This window comes from Armatimonadota bacterium, from assembly GCA_022563855.1.
Taxonomy (GTDB): Bacteria; Armatimonadota; Fimbriimonadia; order Fimbriimonadales; family Fimbriimonadaceae; genus JADFMN01.
The window spans coordinates 48,459-59,036 of sequence record JADFMN010000014.1; the positions used below are offsets into that span (position 1 = coordinate 48,459).

13 protein-coding genes are annotated in these 10,578 nt (G+C 58.9%); 3 read left to right on the forward strand and 10 right to left on the reverse strand.

Annotated features, from left to right (window positions below; translation table 11 throughout):
* Positions 1 to 5 precede the first annotated feature (5 nt).
* The 6 genes from IH944_13925 to IH944_13950 are packed head-to-tail and all read right to left on the reverse strand — an operon-like array spanning position 6 to position 4,235.
* Positions 6 to 605: a hypothetical protein gene (locus IH944_13925; GenBank protein MCH7905650.1), complete on the reverse strand. Its 600-nt coding sequence runs from the start codon at positions 603 to 605 to the stop codon at positions 6 to 8.
* Positions 602 to 1,255, reverse strand: a complete 654-nt coding sequence (pilO, locus tag IH944_13930; GenBank protein MCH7905651.1) for a type 4a pilus biogenesis protein PilO — start codon at positions 1,253 to 1,255, stop codon at positions 602 to 604. Before pilO ends, IH944_13925 begins: the two co-directional genes overlap by 4 nt.
* A gap of 5 nt (positions 1,256 to 1,260) precedes the next feature.
* Entirely contained in the window at positions 1,261 to 1,848 is a 588-nt protein-coding gene (locus tag IH944_13935; GenBank protein ID MCH7905652.1) for a PilN domain-containing protein, read from the reverse strand.
* Between the two features lie 14 nt (positions 1,849 to 1,862).
* On the reverse strand, positions 1,863 to 2,957 hold the full coding sequence (gene pilM / locus IH944_13940; GenBank protein ID MCH7905653.1) for a type IV pilus assembly protein PilM: 1,095 nt from the start codon (positions 2,955 to 2,957) through the stop codon (positions 1,863 to 1,865).
* A complete protein-coding gene (locus IH944_13945) occupies positions 2,944 to 3,420 on the reverse strand; it encodes a helix-turn-helix domain-containing protein (GenBank protein ID MCH7905654.1) in 477 nt (158 codons plus the stop codon). The genes pilM and IH944_13945 overlap by 14 nt, the downstream gene beginning before the upstream one ends.
* A complete protein-coding gene (locus IH944_13950) occupies positions 3,417 to 4,235 on the reverse strand; it encodes an AAA family ATPase (protein MCH7905655.1) in 819 nt (272 codons plus the stop codon). Before IH944_13950 ends, IH944_13945 begins: the two co-directional genes overlap by 4 nt.
* 250 nt (positions 4,236 to 4,485) lie before the next feature.
* On the opposite strand from IH944_13950, the gene IH944_13955 reads away from it, so the two are divergent.
* The gene (locus IH944_13955; GenBank protein ID MCH7905656.1) at positions 4,486 to 5,730 is read left to right on the forward strand and encodes an MFS transporter; all 1,245 of its coding nucleotides are present in this window, start codon (positions 4,486 to 4,488) and stop codon (positions 5,728 to 5,730) included.
* On the opposite strand, the gene IH944_13960 is transcribed toward IH944_13955, so the two are convergent.
* A complete protein-coding gene (locus tag IH944_13960; protein MCH7905657.1) occupies positions 5,727 to 6,248 on the reverse strand; it encodes a hypothetical protein in 522 nt (173 codons plus the stop codon). The two genes, IH944_13955 and IH944_13960, sit on opposite strands and share 4 nt — an antisense overlap.
* Positions 6,249 to 6,362: 114 nt before the next feature.
* Between IH944_13960 and IH944_13965 the strand changes: the two genes are divergently transcribed.
* Positions 6,363 to 7,421 carry a hypothetical protein gene (locus IH944_13965; GenBank protein ID MCH7905658.1) on the forward strand — a complete coding sequence of 353 codons (1,059 nt, stop codon included), beginning with the start codon at positions 6,363 to 6,365 and terminating at the stop codon, positions 7,419 to 7,421.
* Here the strand turns inward: IH944_13965 and IH944_13970 are convergent.
* From IH944_13970 to IH944_13980, 3 genes are read right to left on the reverse strand one after another with little or no spacing between them, the layout of a single operon-like run.
* Entirely contained in the window at positions 7,418 to 8,665 is a 1,248-nt protein-coding gene (locus tag IH944_13970) for a 3-deoxy-D-manno-octulosonic acid transferase (protein MCH7905659.1), read from the reverse strand. The two genes, IH944_13965 and IH944_13970, sit on opposite strands and share 4 nt — an antisense overlap.
* Positions 8,662 to 9,558, reverse strand: coding sequence for a phosphoribosylaminoimidazolesuccinocarboxamide synthase (locus IH944_13975; protein ID MCH7905660.1), 897 nt, complete (start codon positions 9,556 to 9,558; stop codon positions 8,662 to 8,664). Before IH944_13975 ends, IH944_13970 begins: the two co-directional genes overlap by 4 nt.
* Positions 9,559 to 9,566: 8 nt before the next feature.
* Positions 9,567 to 9,824 carry a hypothetical protein gene (locus IH944_13980; protein MCH7905661.1) on the reverse strand — a complete coding sequence of 86 codons (258 nt, stop codon included), beginning with the start codon at positions 9,822 to 9,824 and terminating at the stop codon, positions 9,567 to 9,569.
* Positions 9,825 to 10,198: 374 nt separating this feature from the next.
* On the opposite strand from IH944_13980, the gene IH944_13985 reads away from it, so the two are divergent.
* Positions 10,199 to 10,501 (forward strand): DUF1488 family protein, encoded by a 303-nt coding sequence (locus IH944_13985; protein MCH7905662.1) that lies wholly within the window; start codon positions 10,199 to 10,201, stop codon positions 10,499 to 10,501.
* The last annotated feature ends 77 nt before the right edge of the window (positions 10,502 to 10,578 follow it).

A 10,578-nucleotide genomic window follows, 5' to 3' on the forward strand; every position in this document is an offset into this window, starting at 1 on the left:
TATCCCTACTCGACCCTCAGGGTCTTTATTTTGTCCCGATGTCGAATCGTAACGCCATTGGCATCGATCGAGATCACTTCGGTTTCAGAATCTGAACCGAAGGTCGCTCCTACGCCAACGAGCCTTTGGTTTCCATTGCTATCTTCGAAAACTGCGATGTTCTTGTTTGCGCCCACCAGTACTCCTTTGAGCTTGTAGGCGAACTCACCTAGCGCTGGCCCTTCGGTCAGGCCTCCAGTCATGTCGGGAGGCCACGGCTCGGTGCCACCACTGCCAGTGATCTCAACAGGGGGACGCGGAGGCCTTTGCCCGCCCGTCGTCTGTTGGTCATCGGGATCCGGCGGCTTCACAATGATTGCCTGGGCCAAGAACGGATCGCGAGGCTCGACCTTGCCGAGAAGGCCGGTGATAATGTCCTCGGGCTTCGTGACCGGCGGAGGGTCGTTGACGGCTACCTCATCGGTTGACGTGTTCGATTCGGCGGCCTCAGGTTCCGGTGCTACAGCTACAGGACCTTTCGGCGCCAAGAACTGAAATGCGCCGATGGCTAGCATTGCCAGCCCGAGAATTCCAACGACCAATAGTTGCTTCTTGTCTTTGCTCATGAGCGATCTCCGTTAGTTCCGCCCTCGTTCGACGCGATCGCGCCGTCTTCGTCCGCCTCTTCAATCTCGTCTGGCACTTGCGCAGCCTCGAACGGGAAAACGAACGCGGAAATGGTTATTGTCGCTTCCAGCTCCGGGTTTGCAGTGTCTCCCAGTTCGCGCTTCGGCGAGATATTGAGCTTCTTCACCGCGAGCACTTTCGGAAACTCCAGCAGATCAGCCAAGAACTTCTGAATTGCGGCGTAGTCGCCTCGACCGGTCACGTCAATCTCGATCTCGTTGTACGGGGAGTCCTTCTTGCCCTTGTCGTCGCCGAAGATCGACTCCGGAACCGGTCGCACACCGATCACCTTAATTCCGCTGCGAATTCCAACTTCCTCCAACTCCTTCATCAAGGTCGGGACGTACGCCACATCCGGAACGCTCGACTCCAAGTGTGCTAGCTTCAGCTTAAAATCTGCGAGCCGATCTTGCGTATCGGCAAGACTGCTCATCAATTCCGCCTCTGTCGGCGTTTCTCGTTGCAGCATCGTGATGCGCGCCTTCGCTACCAACATCGAGGAGAACTGCCAATACACAACGCCCGCTCCGAGTACCAGCGTGAACCCGGCGATAATCGTGAGAATCTTTGGATTTACTGTCCTTTTCATGCCTGTCAGGCCTCCTTGACCGTCGGCGCCGGCGGTGCCGATCCAACGAGTTCGCTGGTTACTTCGAACTCGAGCGCCTTGCCGTCCTCAGTCCTTCGCTCCTGCGTAAACTTCAGTTGAGTGCCTTCAAGATCCTTGCTCAAGTTCAATCTGAGTATGAGAAAACCAACCGATTCTTGAGTCGTGCTGTACCCCTTGAGCGTGACCGTTATCGGCTTCGTTTGAACCATCCGAGTACACGTAACGCTCGTCAACCACACGCCGTTCGGCATATTGCTCCTGAGGTGGTCGAGAATCCGCGTCCACTGCTCCGTCTGATCGACTGCGTCTGAGAGAATCTGGATTTTCGGCTGCATCGAACTGATGCTGCCCTCGTTCGCATCGACCTGACTCAGGTACGGCTCGAGCTTTTCCTGAATCGCTATCAACTGCTTGCTGGCGGTATGTAGCTTTTGCGTTTCGAATGCTAGCAGCCCTGATGCTAGGAACGAACCTCCGCCGATTACGACGCATGCGATCAGAAGCAGCCGTACGTGCCGTTCCCTTTGCGCTGCAACCAGCCGGTCTTCTTTAATTAGATTGACTAATGGCATTGGTTATCTCCGACCTACGCGGCCCCCGCCGCCGATCTCATCGCCAAACCTGAAGCGACGGAGAGGTGGAAGCCGTGGGCGTCATTGGAATCGAGGTTGCTTGCCGTAATCTGCTCCGTGTCGAACACTCCGATGCGAACAGTATCGATCCCGAGCTTGTGAGCGACGTATTCGTCGAGACCGGTCAGCCTTGCCCCGCCGCCCGACAGCACCAGCTTCGTTACCGGGTTCGATTCGCCGGTTTCCGCCTGCTGTGACTGGTAGTAGTTGAGAGATCGCCTGATTTCTCGAATCAAATCGTCAATGTGAGGTTGCAAGACCCTCAACGGCGGGTTTTCAACTGGACCATCAGCGTTCACCAAAACCCGCAGATCGAGCTGCGCCTTGCCTTGCTCTGCGTCTTCGTCGTTCAATTTGAAGTAGTTCTGAAGCGCTTCGGTGAGAACCCTTCCTGCTTGGGGGATCGAACGCGTCATCGCGAATACACCCTTTGAGATCACGCTGACGTTCGTCGTCGTAAACCCGATATCGACCAGCGCGATGGTGCTGTCTGCCAGCTCCGAAGCCATGTCTGACTCAATGAGAGCGCGATACATCGCGAACGCTTCGATATCAACGACTTCAACCTCCAGGCCGGCAGCCGCGCACGCCTCGGTCCGGCTTTTGACGATTTCGCGCGGTGCCGCGACGATCAAAACATCCATTTGATTATCCGGCGCCTCGCCGATGATCTCAAACTCAATGAAGCTGTCCTCGATCGAGGACGGCACATAACGACCTGCCTCAAACCGAATCGACTTTCTCAGAGTCGCTTCCGGCATGACGGGAATCCGTACCGTGCGAACGATGACCGATCCGCCGGCAACGCCGATGATCGCGCTTGTTGCGCTGATCTTGCCTGCACGCAAGGCTTCCTTGATGGCGTCCGCGACCCGCACAGCATCCACAACGACGCCGTCCTTGATCGCGTCTACCGGCGTCGGGACCTCCGCGAATCGCGAAACCCTCCACCCGTCACCGTCCGGTTCGATCTGCATCAGCTTGATCGAGCTGGTACCGAGATCTACGCCAACGTGCGCCTTCTTTCTGAAAATGCTAAGCTGCATCATCTTGCTCCTTGGTTCTGTGTAGTTGTGCCAACAGCCAATCGTCTAGGTTCAGCTTTGGGAACCGCCATCGGCCATCGATCTCAACTCCCGGAATTTCGTCGCCTTCGACGAGCCTTTCTAGGGTCGATGGGCTGATTCGCAGGTAGGCGGCTGCCTCTCGCAGAGTGAGAACCGAATGCTGGCCGGCCATGATTGCCCTCAACATCGCGGTCATCTGCTCTCCGCTCAGGAAAAGCTCCAGGCGCACCGCGTTTCCACTCGTAACGCTAGCCGGGGGTGGTTCCGGCGCCTGCCCTCGTGGCTCCGGGTTTTCAATCTGATTTTCCATCTGTCGTGTGTCCTCGCCGCTGTGCGAGCCGTCCAGTGCGACTCCGTCCCAGCCGAACTCGGGCCTCTCCTCCCGCTGCTCGTGCCCAGCGTATTGGCTGCGCGTGGCGTTCCTGATAGCGTCCGCTAGGTTCAAGCCGCCATGCCTCCGAAGTACTCTTCTGCCACGTGGTGAGTAAGAAAACCGTCGATCATCGGCTCCTTGCGCGCCATAGCCATCAGCATCGCGTTGTCGGCAAGTTGTAGGATTACGCGCGGCACCCCGCCAGAAATCTTGTATATCTCATGGATTGCGTCGGGAGTGAAAGGCGACTGTTTGCGCGTGTATCCGGCAACGCGCAACCGATGCGTAATCAGCTCCCCGGTATCAAACTCGTCCAGTACCTTCAGTTCGTATCGAACTGCCAGACGCTGCTCCAGCGCCGGGACAGTCGCAAGTTTTTCCCGCAGCTCAGGCTGTCCGACGAGGATCAGACTGATGAGGAACTGATCGTTCATTTGACAGTTGAGCAGCAAGCGAATCTCTTCGAACGCTGCATCGCTCTTGATCAGATGCGCCTCGTCTATCATCAGAATCACGCGCTGACCTCGGTCGTAGTTCTCCAGCAGCGAGAGGTGCAGAGTCTGAATGAGGGCTTGCCGATTGCGCGACTTCGTCTCGATATCCAACTGCGAGAGAATCTCTTGCAACATCTGCAGCGGAGTCAGGAGGGGATTGACGATCATTACGAGCTTGTAGCGGACAGGATCGAGCGTCTCTAGCAGCTTCCTCGTTATGGTCGTCTTGCCCAACCCAATTTTGCCAGCCAGCATCGCCGCGCCCTTGTTGCGTGTGATGGCGTAGTGCATCATCATCAACGCATCCTCGTGATCCCTGCTCATGTAGAGGAACCGGGGATCCGGAGTCAGGGTGAACGGCGCTTCCCTTAGACCCCAATAGGTTTCGTACATTCGAAAGTCTCCATGATTCGGCTGACTGGTATTTTTATCGGCTCCAAATTGCGGAAACCTTAGGGACCGCTTCAGCTTTCGTGTAGGTCGGGTGAGCATGATCCGTCAGGCTCATGCCGCCTTTGCCCCCGCGCCATACCGGCAAGAACATCGAGATTGAGTCGAAATCTGGCAACTCTGCTGTGAAGATGCCATCCGAAAGTCGCCTACCGTGCCGGAAATCGCTCCCGACAGCTACAATCTGTGTCCCTTGCTACCTGGTGCGCGCTCCCTTCGAATACGAGAGTTCAAATGGCTGTGGATCGGCCAGACCGTGTCGCAACTTGGCGACGCGGTGTACTTTCTCGTGTTTCTGTTCCTGGCCCAGAAAGTCAGCGGCAACCCGGCAGTGGTTGGAACGGTCATGGCGCTGGCGGCGCTGCCGTTCGTCGTTCTTGGACCCATAGCCGGCGTTGCGGCAGACAAGGTGGATCGCCGAAAACTGATGGCCGGAGCCGATTTCGCCAGCGCGCTCATCTTGGCTGGGTTCGCTGCGTACGCCTATTTCGAACCTCTGCCGCCTATCTGGCTTATCGGCGTGATGGCCTTTAGCCTCTCTTGCGTCAACGCGTTCTTCATGCCGGCGCGAACGGCGGCGATACCGGCTCTGGTGCCGCGCGAATTGCTCATGGATGCCAACGCCCTGGCCATCGCGAGTCAGCAGCTGATGGGCATGATCGGGTTGGCCTTGTCGGCGTCCGTTTTGGGCTTGATCTTCCAAGTCGCCCCGGCCTACTTTCTGCTCGCCTCGGCAGCGCTCAACGCCCTCACGTTCGCAATCTCCGGTGCGTTCATCTTGAAGCTGCCGGCGCTCAAACCTGAAACCGGCTCCGGTGCGCCCAGCGGCAAACTGCTAAAGGACATCAAGGCTGGACTCAAGGTTGTACGCGCCGACATCGTGCTGCGGCTGGCCCTGCCGATCACGATAGTCTCCAACCTGTTCATAGCAGGATTCATGGTGATGTACGCGGCCATCAACGACGACTGGTACGGAGGCAGGTTCAGCACCCTGGCGTGGCTCGAGTTCGGATTCGCAGCAGCCATGGTCGTCACTACGCTCGCCATCAGCCGAATCACGATCCGCCGACCTGGAACCACCTACGCGGTGGCCACCCTCGTCGTGGGTCTGCTCGTCGCCGGCATGTGCTGGGGCAGAGGCTACTGGCAGTTCATGACGCTCAACGTGCTCTGTGGTGTCGCTGTACCGTTCGCATGGCTATCGATGAACGTTTACATTCAAACCGCGTTCAAAGACGAGTTCCGCGGTCGCATCGCCAGCGTGTGGACTGCAGCGAGCGTTGGCATGCACCCAGTTGGGCTAGCTGTAATCGGACCTCTCGCAGCCTGGCTCGGCCTGGCAAACGTGTTCCTCGTCATGGGGTTCGGCATGTGCGCCGCGACGCTGATCGGCCTGCTGAATCGGTCGTTCATGCGCGCGGAAATGCCCGGATTTTAAGCCACGCTGAGTGGAATGCTGACGCGAACGTCTGCGAGCGCTACGGATAAAGGCACGAACTGTTCGCTAAGCCGCTTGAACACAGGTGCGGCGTCACTGTGCGGAGGGTAATCGAACGTGCTCACGAGGTAGTAGCTCTCCTTGGCACGGTGGGTGTAATCGCACAGGAGATCTAGGCCTCCATCGAGCCTGAGCCGGTTGAGAAAGTCCGGGTAGATTCCGCTCCAGAACAGGATGTAGTCCCCGATGTGCCGGTGTACGCGTCTCTCTTGCTCAAATGAGTCTGCCTTAAGCCGAATGTCGCCCTCAGCCGCCATTTCGATCACAGAGCTGATCCGACGGCCGTCCTCGCTGCGGAGCGCGAACAGGCCGTCTGTCCGCAGGAATCGGCACAGAAGGTCCACGACGTACTCTTCCAAGTCGTCGTTCCCTGCGCCGATGCGGTTCAGCACGGCAACATGGACATGCTCTTCGAACGCCGCGAAGAGCGGATGCTTCGGCTTTGAGGTCCCGCTCATGAGTCACCTTCGATACGTCCAGCCGTCTTAATAGTCGGTACGTCTTAACCTTCATTGACGCCGCTGGGTTCAAAAACCGGCAAAAACGCGATGAAATTGGCCAATAATGGGGATGTGCCGCCGCATAGAGGCAAGGAGCCAGAGAACATGCAACAGTACCCAAGCCACGATCCGTACCGAGCACAAGCAAGAAAGGCGACGATTTGGCTCGTCGTCGGCGTTGTCGCGCTGTTCGGAATGGGTAGCTACGCCGTCGGCGCCGGCATGCTGGAGGGGCTCCAGAGCCGACCGCTCGACAAGGACGCCCTGATGGCGGCCAGGAACGATTTGAACTCGGCTGAAATCACGTCTGCATACGGACAGCAGGCCCCGCCCGTGACCATGTTCACTCCATCGACGCCCGACATGCTGTCCCAACTCAGCGACGAACCTCCGCCGCTGATGGCCCAGCTCAACGAGCAGCCTACGCCGTTCATGGATCAGCGCATCAAAGACGAGCCTTCGATCCTCCAACAGTTCGCGCCCCCGACTTCGGCTGTCACAGAGTACCGAGACACCGGGCCGTCCATGCCCGCCGACGTCAAGGCTTGGCTTCTGCACCTAGAGCGAATCGAGGAGTACCGGATGAGCATGACCAAAGAGCAGCTCAGCCAAGCGATCGGGCAGATGATGGGCAGCGGCATGGCCGGGAACCTGCAAGACGCTGTCGACGAGGCTCTGTTCGGTGAGTCACCAAATGGTGGGCAGAACTACGACCCGAGCCAGCGAGCGAAAGTCCAGCATTCGACCGCAGAGTTGCGTCAGGCTTGGCGAGAATTGAACGTGTACTTCAACTCGAAACAGCCTCCGGCGGAGTGCGTTCCACTGAAGAACACGTACGAGACGACTCTCGGTGAAACCAGCACGATGATGATGGACATCATGGACGCGATGGAGTACTCACAGCGCGACCCGAACGGCGCGATCAGCAAGCTGATGCAGATGATGGGCACGAGCGAGCCTCGAATCGACGAGTCCGCGAGAGCGTCGGAACGACTGTTAGCCGGCATCTGCCGCAGGTACGAAACGCGCAAGTGGTTCAAGATCACGCCTGACGTCGGAGGCGGGCTGATGGGCGGCATGGGCGGGCTCGGCGACATAAGCCAGTTGCTCGACGGACTCGGCGGAGGCTAGCTTCGAGCTGCCTCGACGATCGCTTCGGCGCACCGTCGACTTGCGCCGAGGTTTCGCTCGACCAGTTCACGCGCCGCACCCCCTCTTTCACTGCGCTCCTTCTCATCACCCAACAATCGATTCAGCGATCGCGTTAATTCGGTCGCCGAATCAACTGCGATCGAGGCTCCGACTCGCACAGAAGATGCGGCGACGTCTTTGAAGTTCTCCATGTGCAGTCCGTGGATCACGGGCTTGCCGTGCGCCAGCGGCTGAATGATGTTCTGCCCGCCAAGTCTGTCGAACCCACCGCCGACTACCACGACGTCAGCGATCGAGTAGATCTCACCCAGTTCCCCGTAGCTGTCCAGAACCAGGTACCGGCTCCGGTCGCCGGATGATCGTAAGGCGACCTCACCAAATTTGGACTTGTACTCGGCAGCCAGCTTCGGCGCCCGCTCTACGTGCCTCGGCGCGTGGACGACGTACGCATCCACGCCCTGCAGCGCATCGAGAATTAGGTTCTCCTCGAGTTCGCTTCTGGTCGAGCCGATGACGACGACGCTGGCCTCAGCTGGGATTCCGAGCTCAGTTCTCCAATCCCTCCCCGCTCTTGCCTCGTCGATAGCACCGTCGAACTTAGTATTGCCGACCACCACGGGGGTTTTGAACCCAAGCTCCCTGAACCGATCGGCGTCCGTCTCAGACTGCGCCAGAACCTGATGCAGGTTCGCGAACATCGCCTTGTAGTACGGCCGAATTCGCATTGACCGCGGGTAGCTCCGATCGCTGATTCGGCCGTTCATCAAGATGGTCGTCGCGCCCATCTGGTTCGCGGTCCAGAGAAAGTTCATCCAAAGCTCGCTCTCCATAATCGCGAGCGCCTTGGGCCGCACCCGGGACATAGCGGCAACGACGAAGCGCGGTACATCGATGGGGAAGTAAACCAAATGGTCGTACAGTCCTTCCGCCCGCTCCTCGGCTGCGGCCTGGCCGCTGCTGGTCGTGGTGCTGAGCACGATCTGCAGGCCCGGATCTAGCTTGCGAACTTCCCTGAGAATCGGTAACACCGCCATCACCTCACCGACCGAAACGGCGTGAATCCAGACCCGGCGGACGCCCTTTCTCGGCGGATCGATCGGCAGATCTCCCGTCCGCTGCTTCCAATTCGGCTTCTCATCGCGCTTGGCAGCCCGCCAAAGCATCCACGGCACCCAGAACGGGGCTAGAAAGATCAGGAGAATGTTGTAAATCCAGAAGATCATTGAAGTTCGATCTCTCGGCCGACCAAGCGTCGATACGCCTCGAGGTACCGCTTCAACGTGCCCTCAACGACCTCTGGCGGCAGCGGCGGCGCGGGGTGCTTCTTGTCCCAATCGACGGTCTCCAGAAAGTCGCGCACGTACTGCTTGTCGAAACTGGCCTGCGGCCCGCCCGGATTCCAAAGCGAGGCCTCCCAGAACCTGGACGAGTCAGGCGAGAACGCCTCGTCGATCCAGATGATGCCGTCATCGGTCAGCCCGAACTCGAACTTCGTGTCTGCGAGGATCAGCCCGCAGGCTTCAGCGTGCTCCGCAGCCCGGCGAAACAGCTCCAGCGTCCAATCTCTGAGCTGAGTCGCAACCTCAATGCCGACTAGGTCAACCGCCTGGCTGAACGAGATGTTCTCGTCGTGGCCGACTTGGGCCTTGGTCGCGGGCGAAAAGATCACCTCCGGGAGCTTGGAGCCGTCCAGCAGCCCTTCTGGAAGCTCGAACCCGTGGATCCGCCCTCCGTCCGCTCGATACTCCTTGAACAGAGATCCAGCCAGGTACCCCCGCGCAACGCACTCGATCTGCAGCGGCTCGGCGCTCTTCGCGATCGTGCACCGACCCTTCAGCGAGGGGTCGTCCGTCCCAATCCGGCTGGCTACGTCCGAGTCAGAGGTTGAAATCACGTGATGAGGACACACGTCGGCGAGGAACTCGAACCAGAAAGCCGAGATCTGGTTCAGAATCACGCCCTTGCCCGGCACGCCGTTGGGCATCACGACGTCGAACGCGCTGATCCGGTCGGTCGAGACGATCAGCAGCTCGTCGCCGAGGTCGTACACCTCCCGCACCTTGCCGCATTTCGGAGCAGGAAGGCCCGGGATCGCCGTTTGCATCACCGGCTCCATCGGCTTGATTATGGCCGCGAGCCGTCTCCTGAGCCCATGACCGACTCCAGCACGAACTTTCGTATCGCCTCGGTGTACTCGCTCGGCTGCTTGAACCGGGCCTCGCCATGCCCGCAATTTTCAAACCGCACGATCACGGTGTCCGAGCCGGCCGCCTCCGCGTTTCGCTCGTCGTCTGGATACTCCTCCGCTTTCTCCCGACGCCAATCTCCCGAGTACTCGGCCTGATCGGCCAAGTCCCCAATCAACTCACTTGTATCTGTCATTGTAGGTCCTATCAGTCAGGCGCAGACGCTCTCTTGGCGCGTTGCGCGCACCCATGTTTGAGGCATTGCCCCGATTTAAGTGTCCCGCAGATGCATGGGTTATGGTCCGACTGAACGGACAGGGTGTTTTGGCGGCTACGGGACGCGGCATCATAACATCATCCGCGCATATGTCACACGGCTCTTTACGGGCCGGGATTGCCGGATCGGCCAGGCTGGGGGCTCAATCCCCAAAATCCCGGTCGATAGAGCGCCGCACAGGGCAATCCCTCGGGGTGGCCGGTACGTCAGGGCCCCGGGAATCGTGTAACAATGTCACCTTGGAGTGGCCGTCGCCGGTCGGGCGGCGTGGCAACTGCAATCCTTCTCTGGTGATGATGAAAGGTGAAACGATGATCCATTATGGCACCAACGAAACCTGGGCATGGCACCCGGATACTGAGGAGGTCCGGTTCACGGTTTGGGACGATGACAGCAACAGAGAGATCGAATGCCGTGTGACCCGCGAATGCATCGCGGATCACTGCGGCAACCCCTCTGGCCCCGATGCCTGCTTCACGGCGGCGAAAGAACACTTCGACGCCATTACAGATCAGGTTGGGTACTATATCGGGCTCGGCCGATTTGAGCCGGATGGAAGTATTTTGCTGCGCACAAACGATTGGCGGCCAACGTAATCTCCAAAAAAAGCCCCGCCTCTCGACGGGGCCAAGTTTGCGGTGCCTTCTGTTCAGACGGCCACGGCGTAATCTTC

Excerpts from the sequence above, each read along its gene's own strand:
- IH944_13925 (MCH7905650.1), bottom strand. The coding sequence starts at position 605 with ATGAGCAAAGACAAGAAGCAACTATTGGTCGTTGGAATTCTCGGGCTG.
- pilO (MCH7905651.1), bottom strand. The coding sequence starts at position 1,255 with ATGAAAAGGACAGTAAATCCAAAGATTCTCACGATTATCGCCGGGTTC.
- IH944_13935 (MCH7905652.1), bottom strand. The coding sequence starts at position 1,848 with ATGCCATTAGTCAATCTAATTAAAGAAGACCGGCTGGTTGCAGCGCAA.
- pilM (MCH7905653.1), bottom strand. The coding sequence starts at position 2,957 with ATGATGCAGCTTAGCATTTTCAGAAAGAAGGCGCACGTTGGCGTAGAT.
- IH944_13950 (MCH7905655.1), bottom strand. The coding sequence starts at position 4,235 with ATGTACGAAACCTATTGGGGTCTAAGGGAAGCGCCGTTCACCCTGACT.
- IH944_13960 (MCH7905657.1), bottom strand. The coding sequence starts at position 6,248 with ATGAGCGGGACCTCAAAGCCGAAGCATCCGCTCTTCGCGGCGTTCGAA.
- IH944_13970 (MCH7905659.1), bottom strand. The coding sequence starts at position 8,665 with ATGATCTTCTGGATTTACAACATTCTCCTGATCTTTCTAGCCCCGTTC.
- IH944_13975 (MCH7905660.1), bottom strand. The coding sequence starts at position 9,558 with ATGGAGCCGGTGATGCAAACGGCGATCCCGGGCCTTCCTGCTCCGAAA.
- IH944_13980 (MCH7905661.1), bottom strand. The coding sequence starts at position 9,824 with ATGACAGATACAAGTGAGTTGATTGGGGACTTGGCCGATCAGGCCGAG.
- IH944_13985 (MCH7905662.1), top strand. The coding sequence starts at position 10,199 with ATGATGAAAGGTGAAACGATGATCCATTATGGCACCAACGAAACCTGG.